Annotated in this window: 19 protein-coding genes; 7 read left to right on the top strand and 12 right to left on the bottom strand. The window is 53.4% G+C overall.

The features are described 5' to 3' along the window. Window positions 1-47 precede the first annotated feature (47 nt). Window positions 48-4,049: a magnesium chelatase subunit H gene (locus OSC10802_RS0101000; RefSeq protein ID WP_017714918.1), complete on the top strand. Its 4,002-nt coding sequence runs from the start codon at window positions 48-50 to the stop codon at window positions 4,047-4,049. Between the two features lie 138 nt (window positions 4,050-4,187). Here OSC10802_RS0101000 and OSC10802_RS48530 read toward each other — a convergent pair whose 3' ends face one another. Further along, the gene (locus OSC10802_RS48530; RefSeq protein WP_155967269.1) at window positions 4,188-4,526 is read right to left on the bottom strand and encodes a hypothetical protein; all 339 of its coding nucleotides are present in this window, start codon (window positions 4,524-4,526) and stop codon (window positions 4,188-4,190) included. Between the two features lie 201 nt (window positions 4,527-4,727). On the opposite strand from OSC10802_RS48530, the gene OSC10802_RS0100990 reads away from it, so the two are divergent. Next, window positions 4,728-5,300, top strand: a complete 573-nt coding sequence (locus tag OSC10802_RS0100990) for a Uma2 family endonuclease (RefSeq protein ID WP_017714916.1) — start codon at window positions 4,728-4,730, stop codon at window positions 5,298-5,300. Between the two features lie 161 nt (window positions 5,301-5,461). Here OSC10802_RS0100990 and OSC10802_RS0100985 read toward each other — a convergent pair whose 3' ends face one another. Beyond that, a complete protein-coding gene (locus OSC10802_RS0100985) occupies window positions 5,462-6,844 on the bottom strand; it encodes a helix-turn-helix domain-containing protein (RefSeq protein ID WP_017714915.1) in 1,383 nt (460 codons plus the stop codon). 340 nt (window positions 6,845-7,184) lie between these two features. On the opposite strand from OSC10802_RS0100985, the gene OSC10802_RS0100980 reads away from it, so the two are divergent. Then, window positions 7,185-7,685 (top strand): DUF6232 family protein, encoded by a 501-nt coding sequence (locus tag OSC10802_RS0100980; protein WP_017714914.1) that lies wholly within the window; start codon window positions 7,185-7,187, stop codon window positions 7,683-7,685. 46 nt (window positions 7,686-7,731) lie between these two features. Then, on the top strand, window positions 7,732-8,121 hold the full coding sequence (locus OSC10802_RS0100975) for a hypothetical protein (protein WP_017714913.1): 390 nt from the start codon (window positions 7,732-7,734) through the stop codon (window positions 8,119-8,121). A 317-nt stretch (window positions 8,122-8,438) separates the two neighbouring features. Here OSC10802_RS0100975 and OSC10802_RS48525 read toward each other — a convergent pair whose 3' ends face one another. Then, entirely contained in the window at window positions 8,439-8,600 is a 162-nt protein-coding gene (locus tag OSC10802_RS48525) for a hypothetical protein (RefSeq protein ID WP_017714912.1), read from the bottom strand. A gap of 94 nt (window positions 8,601-8,694) precedes the next feature. After that, the gene (locus OSC10802_RS0100965; protein WP_017714911.1) at window positions 8,695-8,931 is read right to left on the bottom strand and encodes a DUF2283 domain-containing protein; all 237 of its coding nucleotides are present in this window, start codon (window positions 8,929-8,931) and stop codon (window positions 8,695-8,697) included. A gap of 637 nt (window positions 8,932-9,568) precedes the next feature. Between OSC10802_RS0100965 and OSC10802_RS45625 the strand changes: the two genes are divergently transcribed. Both OSC10802_RS45625 and OSC10802_RS0100955 read left to right on the top strand, forming a co-directional pair. After that, entirely contained in the window at window positions 9,569-9,757 is a 189-nt protein-coding gene (locus tag OSC10802_RS45625; protein WP_026098060.1) for a DUF433 domain-containing protein, read from the top strand. A gap of 47 nt (window positions 9,758-9,804) precedes the next feature. After that, window positions 9,805-10,014 carry a type II toxin-antitoxin system HicB family antitoxin gene (locus OSC10802_RS0100955; protein WP_017714909.1) on the top strand — a complete coding sequence of 70 codons (210 nt, stop codon included), beginning with the start codon at window positions 9,805-9,807 and terminating at the stop codon, window positions 10,012-10,014. 72 nt (window positions 10,015-10,086) lie between these two features. On the opposite strand, the gene OSC10802_RS0100950 is transcribed toward OSC10802_RS0100955, so the two are convergent. From OSC10802_RS0100950 to OSC10802_RS0100925, 6 genes are all read right to left on the bottom strand, one after another. After that, window positions 10,087-10,347, bottom strand: coding sequence for a hypothetical protein (locus OSC10802_RS0100950; RefSeq protein ID WP_017714908.1), 261 nt, complete (start codon window positions 10,345-10,347; stop codon window positions 10,087-10,089). A gap of 76 nt (window positions 10,348-10,423) precedes the next feature. Then, window positions 10,424-10,729 (bottom strand): hypothetical protein, encoded by a 306-nt coding sequence (locus OSC10802_RS0100945; RefSeq protein ID WP_017714907.1) that lies wholly within the window; start codon window positions 10,727-10,729, stop codon window positions 10,424-10,426. Between the two features lie 68 nt (window positions 10,730-10,797). After that, the gene (locus tag OSC10802_RS0100940) at window positions 10,798-11,121 is read right to left on the bottom strand and encodes a hypothetical protein (RefSeq protein WP_017714906.1); all 324 of its coding nucleotides are present in this window, start codon (window positions 11,119-11,121) and stop codon (window positions 10,798-10,800) included. A gap of 188 nt (window positions 11,122-11,309) precedes the next feature. Then, the gene (locus OSC10802_RS0100935) at window positions 11,310-11,759 is read right to left on the bottom strand and encodes a type II toxin-antitoxin system VapC family toxin (RefSeq protein ID WP_017714905.1); all 450 of its coding nucleotides are present in this window, start codon (window positions 11,757-11,759) and stop codon (window positions 11,310-11,312) included. Continuing rightward, window positions 11,747-11,962: a hypothetical protein gene (locus OSC10802_RS0100930; RefSeq protein WP_017714904.1), complete on the bottom strand. Its 216-nt coding sequence runs from the start codon at window positions 11,960-11,962 to the stop codon at window positions 11,747-11,749. The genes OSC10802_RS0100935 and OSC10802_RS0100930 overlap by 13 nt, the downstream gene beginning before the upstream one ends. Window positions 11,963-12,045: 83 nt before the next feature. After that, window positions 12,046-12,555, bottom strand: a complete 510-nt coding sequence (locus tag OSC10802_RS0100925; RefSeq protein WP_017714903.1) for a GNAT family N-acetyltransferase — start codon at window positions 12,553-12,555, stop codon at window positions 12,046-12,048. Between the two features lie 551 nt (window positions 12,556-13,106). Between OSC10802_RS0100925 and OSC10802_RS0100920 the strand changes: the two genes are divergently transcribed. Continuing rightward, the gene (locus OSC10802_RS0100920; protein WP_017714900.1) at window positions 13,107-13,985 is read left to right on the top strand and encodes an Npun_R2479 family HD domain-containing metalloprotein; all 879 of its coding nucleotides are present in this window, start codon (window positions 13,107-13,109) and stop codon (window positions 13,983-13,985) included. Here OSC10802_RS0100920 and OSC10802_RS0100915 read toward each other — a convergent pair. Together OSC10802_RS0100915 and patD are read right to left on the bottom strand one after the other, a co-directional pair. Further along, window positions 13,952-15,613, bottom strand: coding sequence for a dipeptide ABC transporter ATP-binding protein (locus OSC10802_RS0100915; RefSeq protein WP_017714899.1), 1,662 nt, complete (start codon window positions 15,611-15,613; stop codon window positions 13,952-13,954). The genes OSC10802_RS0100920 and OSC10802_RS0100915 overlap by 34 nt on opposite strands. Before the next feature lie 156 nt (window positions 15,614-15,769). Then, complete coding sequence (gene patD, locus OSC10802_RS0100910) at window positions 15,770-16,180, bottom strand: heterocyst frequency control protein PatD (protein WP_232731590.1); 411 nt, start codon at window positions 16,178-16,180, stop codon at window positions 15,770-15,772. Window positions 16,181-16,476 lie beyond the last annotated feature (296 nt).

Raw genomic sequence — 16,476 nt, 5'->3', positions numbered from 1 at the left:
GCTGATTCCAGAGAAGAGAACACGCGCCAATTAAGGAGCCTACCTGCATGTTCACTCACGTCAAGCCCACCGTCCGACACATTGCGCCTGACAACCTCCAAGGGCGAAAGCTACTCAAGGTGGTCTATGTCGTGCTAGAAGCCCAGTATCAGAGTGCCCTGTCCGGGGCGGTTCGCTCGATTAACCAGAACAACCCACATCTGGCCATTGAAATCAGCGGCTATTTAATCGAAGAACTGCGCAACCCGGAGAACTACGAGGACTTCAAGCGGGAGGTTGCCGAAGCCAATGTCTTCATTGCTTCGCTGATTTTTATTGAAGACTTGGCAGACAGGGTGGTAGCTGCGGTGGAACCTCACCGCGATCGCCTCGATGTCGCCGTGGTCTTCCCCTCGATGCCCCAAGTGATGCGCCTGAACAAGATGGGCAGCTTCTCGCTGGCTCAGCTGGGTCAGTCGAAGAGCGCCATAGCACAATTCATGCGCAAGCGCAAGGAGCAATCCGGCGGTTCTTTCCAAGACGGCATGCTGAAGCTGCTGCAAACCCTGCCGAAGGTGCTGAAGTACCTGCCCATCGACAAAGCGCAAGACGCCCGCAACTTCATGCTCAGTTTCCAATACTGGCTGGGCGGTTCCTCCGAAAACTTGGAGAACTTCCTGCTGATGCTGGCGGACAAGTACGTTTTCAAAGATGAGAAAGGGAGCTCAAAAGAATCGTCCCTGCAGTACGAGGAACCCGTTGTCTACCCAGATATGGGCGTCTGGCACCCTCTGGCACCGCAAATGTTTGAGGATGTCAAAGAGTACCTGGCGTGGTATAATAGCCGCGACGATATTTCAGCGGACTTGAAAGATCCCCTGGCACCCTGCATCGGTTTGGTGCTGCAGCGCACTCACCTCGTCACCGGCGATGACGCTCACTATGTGGCAGTGGTGCAGGAATTTGAGGCGATGGGGGCGCGGGTTATCCCCGTGTTCGCCGGCGGGCTGGACTTCTCCAAGCCGGTGGACGCCTATTTCTGGGATGTCGCGCCAAAAGGCGTTGCGCCCCTGCCCCTGGTGGATGGCGTAGTGTCCCTCACCGGCTTCGCCCTGGTTGGCGGACCGGCACGCCAAGACCACCCCAAGGCCATCGACTCCCTGAAACGGCTGAACCGGCCTTACATGGTGGCCCTTCCGCTGGTGTTCCAAACCACGGAAGAGTGGGAGGATAGCGACCTGGGGCTGCACCCGATTCAAGTGGCGCTGCAAATTGCCATTCCCGAACTTGACGGCGCGATCGAGCCGATTATCATGTCCGGGCGGGATGGGGCAACCGGCAAGGCGATCGCACTGCAAGACCGCATCGAAGCCGTGGCGGCGCGCGCCCTCAAGTGGGCTTCCTTGCGCCGCAAGCCGAAATTAGATAAAAAGGTTGCAATCACCGTTTTCAGCTTCCCGCCCGACAAGGGAAATGTGGGAACCGCCGCCTATCTGGACGTGTTCGGCTCTATCTACAAAGTGATGGAAGCGCTGAAGGGCAACGGCTATGACGTGCAAGACTTGCCAGAATCCGCCGAGAAGCTGATGCTGGAAGTGATTCACGACGCCCAAGCGCAGTATGCCAGCCCGGAACTGAACATCGCCTACCGCATGCCGGTAGATGAGTACGAGAAACTGACGCCCTACTCGACGCGACTGGAAGAAAACTGGGGTCCGCCGCCGGGAAATCTCAACAGCGACGGGCAAAATCTGCTAGTCTACGGCAAGCACTTCGGCAATGTGTTCATCGGCGTGCAGCCCACTTTCGGCTACGAAGGCGATCCGATGCGGCTGCTGTTCTCTCGCTCTGCTAGCCCGCACCACGGTTTTGCGGCATATTACACCTATCTGGAGCAAATTTGGGGCGCGGATGCGGTGCTGCACTTCGGGACTCACGGATCTCTGGAATTTATGCCCGGCAAGCAGATGGGGATGTCTGGGGAGTGCTACCCGGATAACCTGATTGGCAATATTCCCAATCTCTATTACTACGCGGCGAACAATCCCAGCGAGGCGACGATTGCCAAGCGCCGCAGCTATGCGGAGACGATTTCTTACCTGACGCCGCCGGCGGAGAATGCTGGGCTGTACAAGGGTTTGAAGGAGTTGAGCGAGCTGATTGGCTCGTACCAGACGCTGAAGGACAGCGGGCGCGGTGCCGCGATTGTCAATACTATCATGGACAAGAGCCGGATGGTGAATCTGGACAAGGATATCACGCTTCCTGAGAAGGACGCCTCCGCAATGACGGCTGAGGAGCGGGATAATATTGTGGGGATGGTGTACCGCCGGCTGATGGAGATTGAGTCGCGGCTGCTGCCTTGCGGGCTGCATGTGATTGGCAAGCCGCCGAGCGCGGAGGAGGCGATCGCAACGCTGGTGAATATTGCCAGCCTGGATCGGGAAGAGGAGGGAATCGTCTCTCTCCCCCGGATTATCGCCAACAGCATCGGGCGCAACCTGGAGCAGGTGTTCCAGAACAGCGACAAGGGCATTCTCGCCGATGTGGAGCTGCTGCAAAACATCACTCTGGCGACTCGCGCTGCAGTGGCGGCGCTGGTGAAGGAGCAAACGGACGCTGACGGGCGGGTTTCGCTGGTTTCCAAGCTCAATTTCTTCAATATGGGCAAGAAGGAGCCTTGGATTGAGGCGCTGCACCAAGCCGGTTACAAGAAGGTTGACGCCGACGCGATTAAGCCGCTGTTTGAGTATCTGGAGTTCTGCTTGCAGCAGGTTTGCGCGGATAACGAGCTCGGCGCGATGCTGCGGGCGCTGGAAGGGGAGTATATCCTTCCCGGACCGGGGGGCGATCCGATTCGCAATCCGGATGTTCTCCCCACCGGCAAGAATATCCACGCCCTCGATCCGCAATCGATTCCCACGGCGGCGGCGGTGAAGTCTGCCAAGGTTGTGGTAGACCGGCTCCTGGCTCGCCAGCGGGCGGAAAACGGAGGTAAATATCCGGAAACGATTGCGTGCGTGCTGTGGGGGACGGACAATATCAAGACTTACGGGGAATCTCTCGCCCAAATTATGTGGATGGTGGGGGTGAAGCCGGTGCCTGACGCTCTGGGGCGGGTGAATAAGCTGGAGCTGCTTCCGCTTGAAGAGTTGGGCCGTCCCCGGATTGATGTGGTGATTAACTGTTCTGGGGTGTTCCGGGATTTGTTCATCAACCAGATGAGTCTGCTGGACAAGGCGGTGAAGATGGCGGCTGAGGCGGATGAGCCGGTGGAGATGAACTTTGTCCGCAAGCACGCGCTGAAGCAAGCTGAGGAGATGGGGATTAACCTGCGCCAAGCGGCGACTCGGGTGTTCTCGAATGCGTCGGGTTCGTATTCTTCTAATGTGAACTTGGCGGTGGAGAATGGCACTTGGGAGGATGAAGCGCAGCTGCAGGAGATGTATTTGACGCGGAAGTCGTTTGCGTTCTCGTCGGATAATCCGGGTACGTTTGAGGAGTCGCGGCGGATTTTTGAGTCGTCGTTGAAGTCTGCTGAGGTGACGTTCCAAAATTTGGATTCGTCGGAGATCAGTTTGACGGATGTGTCGCACTATTACGATTCCGATCCGACGAAAGTGATCTCGACTCTGCGCGGGGATGGGAAGCAGCCGGCTTCTTATATGGCGGATACGACGACGGCGAATGCCCAGATTCGGACGCTTTCGGAGACGGTGCGTCTGGATGCGCGGACGAAGATGCTGAATCCCAAGTGGTATGAGGGGATGCTTTCGCACGGCTATGAGGGCGTGCGGGAGCTCTCGAAGCGCCTGGTTAACACAATGGGCTGGTCTGCGACTGCAGGTGCGGTGGATAATTGGGTGTATGAGGATACGAATGAGACGTTCATGAAGGATGAGGCGATGCAGCAGCGCCTGATGAATCTGAATCCGAATTCGTTCCGCAAGATGGTTGCGACTTTGCTGGAGGCGAATGGGCGCGGTTACTGGGAAACCAGTGAGGAAAATCTCGACCGGCTGCGCCAGCTGTACCAGGAGGTTGAGGACCGGATTGAGGGGATTGAGTAATTGCCCTCACCCCCCCTACCCCCCTCTCCCAAGGGGGGAGAGGGGGGAGAAATTCCCCTCGTTCCCCTCGTTTTTTCCCCTCGTTCCCAGGCTCCGCCTGGGAGCGAAAATGTAAAGGTTTGTAGTAGGGCTTTAGCCCTACCGAAGCCCTGCCTCCAGGGCAATGCCTCGAACCGGCATTTTATCCGCGTTGGGAAAGTTTTTAAATCGCAATACGGCAATCCGGCAGGTTGAAAGATGCCGGTGTGCGGACAAAGCCGAGAACGGCAGGTTGAAAGATGCCGGTGTGCAGACAAAGCCGAGAACGGCAGGTTGAAACCTGCCGCTATACAGACAAAGCCCGCCTTCGCGGGCTTTACCCTCGTTCTGGGAACGAGGGGACAGGCGAGACTCCAGTGGCTGCGCCTGCCGGTGCGAGCTATAATCTTTTGTGAGGAGCGCCAGGAAACGAGAATATCCCCAATTCCAAATTTTCAATCCCAATACGGCAGGTTGAAACCTGCCGCTATACAGACAAAGCCCGCCTGCGCGGGCTTTTCCCCGCGCACAGCGTCTGGGCGCAACAGCTTATACCCACAGTCTGACGGCTTTGGCTGCGCCTGCCGGTGCCGGCTATAATCTTTTGTGAGGAGCGCCTGGAAACGAGAATATCCCCAATTGCAAATTTTTAATCCCAATATGACTGCCCTAACTGTTAACTTCAACTCTATCAAGCTGACAGATGAGCAATTTTATCAGCTCTGTCAGGACAACGGCGATTTGAGGTTTGAGCGCACTGCGACAGGAGAATTAATCATTATGGCACCGGCTGGCGGAGAAACGGGAAACAGCAACGCTGGACTAACGGCTCAGCTATGGATCTGGAATCAGTCAAGTAAACTGGGTAAGGTTTTCGATTCCTCAACTGGGTTCAAACTTCCCAATGGCGCAGATCGCTCTCCTGATGCTGCTTGGGTGGCGCTGGAACGCTGGAATGCGCTTACTGCTGAGCAAAAAGAGAAATTTCCGCCGATTTGTCCTGATTTTGTTGTTGAGTTGCTCTCTCCGAGTGATAGCTTGAAGGTGGCTCAGAAGAAGATGCAGGAGTATATCAGCAATGGCGCTCGTTTGGGGTGGCTGATTAATCGGAAGTCCCGCCAAGTGGAGATTTATCGCCCTGGTGAAGAGGTTGAGGTGCTGGAATCACCGGCAACTTTGTCGGGTGAGCCGGTGCTTGCCGGTTTTGTGCTGAATCTGGAGTTAATATGGTAAGGTTTGAGTCCAGTCTCTCGGCGGTTGAAACCGCAGCTATACAGACAAAACCCGCCTGCGCGGGTTTTAAGATTCTTGTTCTTCTCTTAGTCCGCGAAGGCGGACTTCGTTTGTATAGCCGCGATTTCCAATCGCCGGGAGCTTAAGTTGTTTCTGCCTCTCTAAATATACCTATTTTTCACATACTGTTTTAACACGGGATTCAGGGTAAAAAAGGTTGCACCTTCCCGCTCTTGTGTGCCGGCTAAGAACCGCCTAACAAGGGATTGCATGGCATTCATTACTTCGGCTGCGGATAGGTGGCTCGTCTGGCAAAGTTCCGGTAAGGCAACCGGCTCACCTTCATTAGCCAGCTGAGCCATTAGCTTTTGCTCTCCCTCGGTGAGGCGCTGAAAGTGCCGGTGTAACTGTTCTTGCAAAGATTCATCTAATATCAGGCTGTCGTATTGCAAGAACTCAGAAACTCTGCCCCCACACAACTCTTGAATCATCGTTGCAGTCAGTTTTAACCACAGGGGATTGCCTTGATAGGTATCAATGAGCGTTGGCCAACTCGCTTCATTGGAGAGGTTTTGCTGGCTCAATATTTCTTTGCCGGCAACACCTAAACCCTGCAAGACGAATGAGCGGACAAGGTTATTTTCCTTTTCCTGCTTGGCAATGTCTCTGGGTTTCTCCCAGCTGAGCAACATGACACAGCTTTTGTGGGACACTTCTCCGATGAGTTGGAAAAAGTGGTGGTAGTCTTCGCATCCGGATTTATACTGTCCTGCAAGTTGCCGGTGGCTGAATAGCATCTGCACGTCATCGAGGAGAATCAGACAGCGATACTTGCGCAGGTGGTTGAGGAGTTGGGAGAGTTGGGTAGAGCTGCTGCGGGGGGTGTCGGGTTGGCGCGAGAAGATTTGCAGCAGGTTGGCGAGGGTTTCATCTGGGGGTGGGGAGAAGCGGAGGCTGCGATAGATGATATAGTCGAAGTGGGTTTTGATTTGCTCGGTGAGGCGGATTCCGAGGGCGGTTTTGCCAATTCCGCTGATTCCCAGAAGTGCGATGAGGCGACAGCGATCTTCTGTTATCCACTGTTGGAGGGTGGTGAGTTCGGAGGATCGTCCGTAAAAGGTGAAGAGTTCGGGTGCGTCGTCTAAGTCGAGATGGAGTTGGGTTGGGGTTTCCTGGGGTTGCTGTGTGCCGGTGGGTTTGGCGGGAGGTTCTTGGCAGATGTTGATGTTGTTAATTGCTACAAAATCTCTCCCCACATCTCTGCCAACAGATGACAAAATACTGTAAAATTGTCCGCTTTCCCAAAGCGCTCTAAAATTTACTTTACTAACGTGTTTACCCAGCCTCTCTGAGAAGAGTTTCCACAGTTCTGACCCGACATCCTTGACATGGCCTTCAGTGATGTAGTTTTCCTCGGCTATTTGCGCGTAGGTCTGGCCTTCCAGTGTCCCGCGTAGTATGGCCTTTTGCAGATAGTCCAGGTGTTTCCCCGTTTTGGCCACAAGTAGATCGTCCGCGAGTTTTAAGATTTCTTTAATCTCCATCGGGTAGGGTAGATGCTATGGTTTCCCGTATTATATCCGACTTTCCGACGTTTCCGACCTTTCCGACGTTGTTGGTGCCGGTTGTCGGGGGAAATTGCCCGACCTTTCCGACTTGACGGAGGGGAGAGCTTGGCAGATCATGTTTATTATCAAGCTAACAGTCAACCGAGCTGAGCAGTATCAATCAGGAGGAAAGGCCAAGTGACTTACCCCTGGAAGGTATCATATCAAACTGACCCAGGCGCTGAGAACTAGGTCTTCGGGAGTTGTCTGTTAAAGTGTTAGCCAAGCGTTTTCATCTGTTTGCCGTCAATTCAATGTATGGAGGATACCTAAAATCATGACCCAAAAAAGCCCTATAGGCCCCAACAATAACGACACGGACATTGTAGATAAGGCTGCCATATATATCAACAAAAAAACCGTTCAGTTTGGACAAGAGGTTTATCAGTTCCATAATATCACTGGTTTTGGTGTGTCTAAAGTCAAAACCGGAAAGGTTCCAATATTAGTAATTGCCGGTCTATTTATCTTGGGACTATTTTCGCTAAACATAAATAGTCAAGCAGCATTCGGGTTTGTTATCGTAGCAATTGTTTGTATTTTTGTCAATTTGGGCATTCCTCAACAATATGGCCTGGGTTTGTATTTAAATTCAGGACAACAAAAAATATTTGTTACATCTGACATAACCGGTTTAAGAAAAGTGGTAGAATCTTTGTATAAATACATGAATAGCGATGAAAATCAAGGCACTTATGTAGTAACTGTTGTAAGGGGCAACATTAATGGCAATTATATAGGGGGGAATGCTGTCAATAACAACCTAAATTTTAAATGACGTAAATTTTCAATGAGATGTAAATCCATTCCATTAGGAGGAATTTATGAGCGAAATCACAAACAATATCAGCGGGGGCGTTAAAGGTAATCCCATATTTGGGGATGGGAACGGGAATACGATGACCTATCAAGAGAACCAAGCAGCCGCACTCCCAGAACCAGAGCAAATTAAACTCAAAGATTCGCTAACTCAACTTCAAAAGGATCTTGAGGCTGATCCAAAATTGAGTCAAGAGCAAAAACAGAAAATTTCAACCAAATTAAATATTCTGGAGGATGCGGTTGAAAATCCCAAGGAAAAACAAAAGCAAGAACAGGCAAAAAATGTCGCTTTCTCTTTGAAAGATGTAATAGATGTGTTATCCCCAGCCGCAACCTTTTTAGAAGCTTTCAATAAGCTTTGGCCGTTGATAACCAAAGTGTTCGGTCTATAACCAGCTCATCCCGCCCTCAATTCTTAAGAAGTAGTGCGGCGAGGATTAACACCATGTAAAGCCCCATCGTGGGGCTTTACTCTTTTGGAGCCTCCTCTAACAAGGGAAACGGCTCCAAAATTTGCTCGATTTCCTTGCGTTTCCCCTCCTACAGCCTTGCCTTGCTGAGGGCGTTACCTCCCAGAATGCCGGCATCTCTCTATTATTGCATAGCGGCGCAACGAGGACAACCGCGCAGATTTTGAGAGTCTCGCTCTTCTCTTAGCCCGCGCAGGCGGGCTTCGTTTGTATAGCCGCGATTTCCAATCGCCTGGAAACTAGCAAAACAGCTTCAATTTTAGCTCTTTTGAGGAGATCCCCCGATAGCCACCGGCTTGATAATCCAGCCAAGCGGCTTCGCTTTCCGCTATTTCCACCGGCGGGATGATTTCCTCTGAGTCGCCCTCAACTTCTGCAGGGCGAAAAACAAGTGCTTTCAAAGCCTCTAACAGCCGGCTCTATTCAGCTGGGGTGAGGCGCTGAACTTGAGCCAGCACCTCGTCATAAGTGGACATTATCCCCATCTCCCTCCTCTCACAAAAGCGCCAGTCGATGAATCACACCGGCGGAAGACTCCTCGACTATTATTTCTTGGAGCTGTTCGCCAAGAACTTGCGACGCATCCAGGATTTCTAATCCAGCCAGTTTGCCATCAGGACTGTAATTAGCAATAATCTCCTCAGTCAGCTCTCGATTTTCTGCTGTTCCAGGAGCTAAAGGCAGCAACTCTATATAAAGAGCGTCAACTTCGGCATCATAATGGATCTTCATGGGGTTGCTCCTTCTAGTTGAAATAATATATAGGGAGTCTAAATTATTCGGACAAGCGCCGTAGGGGCTGGTAGGGGCGGGCACGGGGGCACATTGGTGTCAATTTAAGCTCCTGGCGATTGAAAGAAGCTGTTGGCGAATGCGTGAGGGGTTAGACCTACAGCTAGTTCCTCCGCGATTAGCCAGGTTCCTGGCGATTGGAAATCGCGGCTATACAAACAAAGCCCGCCTTCGCGGGCTAAGAGTATAGCGAGACTCTCAAAATGTGCGGTTTTTTTTTCGAGGAAAGACGAGAAAGGGGAGAACAAGGGTTCCCAGAAAGCTCCCCTCCCCGTTCACGGGGAGGGGTTGGGGGTGGGGTAAAACCCCCTATCAATTCGCCAACAGTCTCTTGAAATCGCGGCTACACAAACCAAGTCCGCCTACGCGGACTTAAGAGAATAGCTAGAATCTTAAAACCCGCGCAGGCGGGTTTTGTCTGTATAGCTGCGGTTTCAACCGCCGGGAGACTACGACTCATGCCTTCTTACGTAGGTGCACCTTGACACACCGGCTCAACCCAATCATACACCCTTTCACCACCGGCATGCAATAATTAAATAAACTGTAGGAGGCAAAGCAATGCAGCAGGAACTAGCTGGTTGTATCCGATCCAAAAATAATGATGGGCAAACCGACTATCGCCGGCACCCGCATCACCGCCGAGCTAATTCTCGAAAAACTGGCAGCCGGTGAAACCCCAGAACAGATTATCTCGGCTCATCCGCGCCTCACCCCCGAGGCAATTCAAGCAGCTCTGGCATTCACGGAAACCCTATCAAGTTAAGCAAGTCCGTGAAGTAATTCTCAAGTACCGGCTAGGAGGTCAAGACGATGCTGCGCTATGAAATTATTATATACTGGAGTGAAGAAGACCAGGCATTTATTGCCGAAGTCCCGGAATTACCGGGCTGTGCCGCTGATGGTGCCACCTATCAGGAAGCCCTGCACAATGTAGAAATTGTCATGCAAGAGTGGATGGAGACTGCCAGAGACTTAGGGCGTCCGATTCCTCAACCCAAAGGGCGCTTGATGTTTGCCTAGTTGAGCTTAAACATTCAGGGCGGGCGTCTCGCCTGCCCTGCGGATATATCTCGCAGCACACTTGCTGTTTAGTCAAGGAGTTGGGTTATCCCCTCCCTCGCGCCGGTTGAGCAGGATGTCGAGCATGCGATTCGTCTCAGTTCTCAAACCTACAATCTCTGCCTGCTGTTGATCCATCCTTTCCTGATGTTGGGCAATCAGTTGCAATAACTGCTGCCGCTCTTCCCTCGCCTCAGCCGCCGCGTTAGCTAGAGCTTGAATGACGCGGGCGTTACTGTCTACGAAGTTCGCCAAACGGTCTAGCATCTCATCATTCCAGCGTTCTGCACTCATGAATTTTTCTCCTTTACTCTTGTTTTTAGTTTAGCATGTCTCCCCACAATCAGGCAACTTTCACTCTGACTGAAAGCTAGGCATCAGGCTTATCTTCTCCCTCGCACCGGCGCTCACTCAAGATGTCAAGCTTGCGATTCGCCTCAGCTCTCAAAGCGTCAATCTCAACCTGCATTTGGTCAAAACTTGTTTGCCAGTCGGCAAAACTTGCCTGCTGTTGGGCAATAAACTGGAACAACCGCTGCCGCTCTTCCCTCAACTCAGCTTCTCCAGCAGCTAGCGCTTGTAAGATGCGCTCGTTATTCTCTATTAGACAATCGTAAGTCTCTACCGTGCCGGCATGCCGGTGTAACCTCTCATCATTCCACTCTTGTGCGCTCATCGATTTTTCTCCTTGACTTTTATTCTTAGTTTACCATTCCCCCGCCAGTCAACTTTCACGCTTGCCAGCTAGGGATTAGGATTATCCCCTTGATTGCGCTGGTTGAGAAGAATGTGGAGCATGCGATTCGTCTCAGTTCTCAAACCCACAATCTCTGCCTGCTGTTGATTCATCCTTTCCTGATGTTGGGCAATCAGTTGCAATAACTGCTGCCGTTCTTCCCTCGCCTCAGCCGCCGCGTTAGCTAGAGCTTGGATAATGCGGGCGTTCCCCTCTATCAGGCGCGACTGACTCTCTATTAAACGAGAGTGACTCTCTACCGTGCTGGCCATATTTTCTACTGTGCCGGCCAGCCGGTCTAACATCTCATCAGTCCAGCGTTGTGTGCTCATCGACTTTTCTCCCTTACTTTTGTTTTTAGTTTACCACTCACCGGCACAATCAGTCAAGTTTCTCTCGAACAGAAAGCTAGGCATTAGGATTATCCGCTCCCTTGTGCCGGCGCTCGCTCAGAATGTCGAGATTGCGATTCGTCTCACCTATCAAACTTCACCCCAATGTCTAGCCCCCTTGACTCGCATCAGCCAGAATTTCTCAGCGTCTCCAGCACCAACACTTGCAACCCCGGCAAAGAAGGCAGCCGCGCATCATTTGTCAAGAAAAACGAAGCGCCCCCACGGATAGCAGCCGCCATTTGAATCGCATCTGGCGCTCTCAAATTGTGTTCTGCCCTCAGTTGCGCCGCCGCTTCAGCAATATCTTGGGAAATATCCAAAGTCATCAATCTTTCATTATCAAAGAGGATCTCCCGATATTGCTGAGCCAGTGCTGTGTCTCCCCGCCGCAAGGGATAAACTAGCACCTCCACCAGCGTCATCACAGATGTCACCACCTTAAACTCGCCTCGTTCCATCGCTCTAAAGAAAAGCCGCATCATCTCTATATAAGCGGGATTTTGCTCGATAAAGTAAATCAGCGGCGCAGTATCCAATCCCACGACTTCTCCCCGTAGCTGAGCTATCCATTCCATTGTCCGCGCTCCTGATTGACGTATTCTTGAGCATCAATACCTTCCCAGATTTCCTTACCCAACCCTTCCAGCTCCAGAATGCTGCGCTTGGGCTTAGCCACAACTCGGTGGCGAACCATTGACAGCACTTCGTATATCAGACGCAGTTGCTCCTCAGGGGTGAGGCTTAGCACTTGATTCCTTATCTCGTTATAATCCGACATCACCTTTCTCCGTAACTTTTATCGCCCTGACTCCACTATACACAAAAAACCTGAAATCTTCAACGCCCTAACACTCTATGCTATCATTCCCCCACATCCGCTCCCTCAATTCGCCGACCGGCAATCACCACATCCCTCTCAACACCATCCAGTTCCGCCACCGCCGGCAAATACCCCCAGCGCTCAAAACCCAACCCCTCAAACAGCTGCAAACTCGGCAAATTGTGCGCAAAAATAAAAGCTAGCAAAGTTGTAAACCCCAAGTCATGACTGCGAGAAATCGCGAGCGACAGAAGCAGCCGGCCTAGACCGCGCCGCTGATACTTCGGAGCGACATAAATACTAACCTCGGCTGTTTTGACGTATGCCGATCGCCCGTAAAACAGCTGGAAACTCAACCACGCCACAATCTCCCCCTCAACTTCCACCACCCAAATCGGGAAGCGTGCCGGTGTGTGAGCGCGAAACCACATCCGGCGACTTTCCACCGGCACCGGCTCCAAATCCGCTGTCGCTATCCGCTGCGGAATCGAAGCATTGTAAATTCCCACAATCGCCGGCAAATCCCCTTCAACCGCATCCCGAACCTTCATAAACACTCCCAATCACAAACATCTAATTAAGGAATTTTATCTCACTAAAATTGCAGTTGATCTTTTCTGTTTTTTGGGCAATTATGGCCTTTTTCGGATTATTAAAAACCTAATTCTTTCTGAAAAATTTCCGATCCTGTCAGGTGGGCGCGACAGCCAGAAACCGGGGAAGTAACCGCTCAAGCCGTGCTGGCAGCAAGCGTGCGAAAAGCGCTATAATATTAAAGTCCAGCCGACACTCTAGTGAGCGGTGCCGGCATGTGGATGACAGAGCCGGTGAACACGGTAAAAACCCAGCCGGCGAGTGTCGGCGCACCGGCAGATCCCGTCCATCTAGACAATCCCCCCCGATGCGGCTAGATTGGGAAGAGAACCCTCTATAAAATATTACAGTCAAGGGTGAGGTGTGAGAGGGCGCAGTGTGGGGTGTCAGGTCCCAGGGAGAAGTCCCTTACGCCGGCGCAGTGGGGAGGGGGCTCGCCGGCACGGGTCCGATCGGGAAAAACATCCGCACAGTGCCAGAGCTGCAGTGACTGACGGGAGAACTCGACATGTTTGATGCTACGGAACTACTGATTGATGCCTTCGTGAAACAGCTAAGAGCCGGCTACCACCGCACCTACGGCGGCTACAAACCGGACTATGAAGATATTATAGGATGGGCCGGCAACATGGCCCTGGAAAACATCGCCAACAGCGACGCCCTCTACCACAACGTCGAACACACAATCTCAATCACCTTAGTGGGGCAAGAAATCCTCAGAGGCAAGCACATCCGGGAAGGGGGCGTTTCCTGCGAAGACTGGCTGCACTTCATCATCTCCCTGCTCTGCCACAACATCGGCTACGTTAAAGGAGTCTGCCGGCAGGACAGAAAGGGTGTTTACGCCACCGGCAGGGACGGAAAAACCGTAACCCTCTGCGAAGGAGCCACAGACGCCAGCCTCACCCCTTACCGCGCCGACCGGGCAAAACTCTTTGTAGACGAGCGGTTTGGCGGACACAAACTCATTGAGGTTGAGCAAATTAAGCGCAACATCGAACTCACCCGCTTCCCCATTCCCGCCGGCACAGACCTTGGCGATACAGTTAACTATCCGGGCTTAGTTCGCGCCGCCACACTGATTGGGCAGCTCAGCGATCCCCGATTCTTCAAAAAAATCGGTGCCGTCTACTACGAGTTTGAAGAAATCGGCTTCAACCGGGAACTGGGCTATCGCAACCCCGGAGACTTGCGGGAGCACTACCCCAAATATTTGTGGAGCAGCGTCTACCCCCTGATCAAAGATGCGCTCGTCTACCTGTCCCTAACCCAAGAGGGGAAACAAATCCTGGCCAACCTTTACGCCAATGTCTTTGTCATCGAGCACGACAGGTCGGACAGGGGGGAGCCCCCTCAGCCGGTGCGAGCCAGTAGAGGAGCCGCCTGAAGCAATTTTTGAGTGTAAGGGTGCTGGGGGCTGGCAAAAATCTCTCGCGCCGGCCCCATTTCCACAATCTGGCCCGCATTCATCACCGCGATGCGATCGCACAGAAATCGCGCCAGCCACAAGTCGTGAGTGATAAACAAATACGTCAAATCAAACTCCCGCTTCAACTCCAGCATCAGCTTCAGCACCTGAGTTTGCACGCTGGCATCCAGCATGCTCACCGGCTCATCGCAAATCACCAGCCTCGGACGAGTGATCAGCGCCCGCGCAATCGCCACGCGCTGCTGCTGCCCCCCAGACAGCTCCGAGGGATACCTATCATAAAACTCAGCCGGTGTCAGCCCCACCCGCTCCAGCATTTCCGTCACCCGCACCTTAGCCTCAGCGGGCGCAGCCAGCTTGTGAATAAACAGCGGATCGGCCACACTCTGCCCCACCGTCATCATCGGATTCAGACAGGCGTGCGGATCTTGAAACACCATCTGCATTTGCCGGCGGCGCTGGCGCACAGATCCCAAAGGCAGCTGAGTTAAATCCTCCCCCAGAAACTCCACCTGCCCGCCGGTGGGGCGGATCAGCTGCAAAATCGTGCGAGACAGAGTGCTCTTGCCGCAGCCCGACTCCCCCACCAAACCGAGAATTTCTCCCTGATACAGCTCCAAGCTCACCCCATCGACCGCCTTAATCGTCTGGTCTTGCTTGCTAAACAGCCGCTCCAGAAAATTCGGCTCCAGCGTGTAGTGCTGCTTCAAATCCCGCACCCGCAGCAGCGGCGTTTGGCCCTCCGGCGCAGCCTGCGAGCCAGATTTTCCCCCACCGGCAGTGTTCCCTTCCGCCTGAATGTGCAGCGCCGCCTGCAGCAGCGACTTCGTATATTCGTGCTGGGGGTTTTTGAACACCGACTCAGTGGTGCCGGTTTCCACCATCTTGCCAAAGTACATCACCGCAATCCGGTCGCAATACTCCCCCACCATCGCCAAATCGTGGGAAATCAGCAGCAGCGCTAGCTCCCGCTCCCGGCACAGCCGCGTCAGCTCCTGCATAATCTCTGCTGACACCGTGACATCCAAGCTAGTCGTGGGCTCATCCGCCACAATCATCCGAGGTTCCAGCATCAGCGCCAGAGCAATCGCCACCCGCTGGCGCATCCCCCCGCTGAACTCGTGCGGGTACTGCGACCACCGGCTCGCCGGTATCCTCACCGCCGCCAGAGTTTCAATCGCTTTCTCCTTCGCCTGACGCCGGCTCAACTGGGGCTGGTGGCTCAACAGCGTTTCCATGCAGTGATCCCCAATCGTCATCAGGGGATCGAGGCGCGTCATCGGATCTTGGAACACCAGCGCCACCGCCTCACCCCGGAAGCGTCTCAGCTGTGCCGGTGTCAGGTCAAACACAGACTGGCCGGCAAAACTCACCCGCCCCTCAATCTGCGAAGATGCCGGCAGCAAGCGCATCGCCGCTCGCCCCAGGGTGGACTTGCCGCAGCCCGACTCCCCCACCAGCCCCAAGCGCTCGCCCGGCTGCAGCGTAAACGACACGCCGTCAATCGCCCAAGTAGGCTCGCCACCCCCGCGCTGGTAAGGATAGGCGACTCTGAGATTTTCCACGGAAAGTAAAGGTTCACCCATAGTTACTGGTAATTGGTCAACTGTACGAAAACCGCCTCTTACTCCCCCTCCCCGTAAACGGGGAAGGTGGGGCCCCCTCTGGGGATAAGGGGCTGGGGTTGGGGGGTGGGGTTCATCCCACCGGCTGCTGCTAGCCCCCCGGCTCTCCCTCTGTGTTCACCCTTCCTCTCCATCTTTCAGCAGCGCTCCCGCATAAGCCATCAGCGTTTGGATGCGCTCTAGCACCTGAGACTGTCGCTGCTGCGCCGTTGCCGGCTGCCTGCTCGCAGCCAGAAACATGGCGTCTGTCATTAGCAGCCGCAGTTGCTTGTGGATTTCGGTTTGGATTGACTGCACCCGTGACGCCAGTGCTGGGTCTAACTCCTCAGCCGGCACCCCCAAAATTCGCCCGTTAAAAAATTGTTGCACCTCCTGGAGCGCCCCTTTCAGGGCTGCCCCATCCAGAGAAGGCTGTTGGGCAGTCGAGAGCAGCTGTTCGAGGCTCTGCTGGAATTCCTCATAGGGCTGGCGGTCGGGGGAGGGGAGCATATTGTGAAGAAGTTTGTCTATATTGTAGGAAAGTTTCAATCCCGTTTCCGGGATTCAGCTGGCCAAAAATCTTCTCCTGCTACCCCCTCCTGAAATCATTGTGGCATTGATATGGGCTTCCGCCAACCGGGATGCTCCCAAAGCATTCGCCTAAGTCTTGCTAAAGCTTAAAGGAACATGTGAATTTTGGGGTCAGCCGCCGGGAGTTTGAGAACATTGTCGGGAGCTGACCGGGCCAATCTATTTCCAGCAAGGTCTTCACTCACCCGAGGCAGGTTGCCACACACGCTTGTGAGCGGTGAACTGTATACCTGGCTACAAAAAAGCTTTAAAAT

Source organism: Kamptonema formosum PCC 10802 (genome assembly GCF_000332335.1).
GTDB lineage: Bacteria > Cyanobacteriota > Cyanobacteriia > Cyanobacteriales > Oscillatoriaceae > Oscillatoria.
This window is presented reverse-complemented; position numbering and strand designations above follow the sequence as displayed.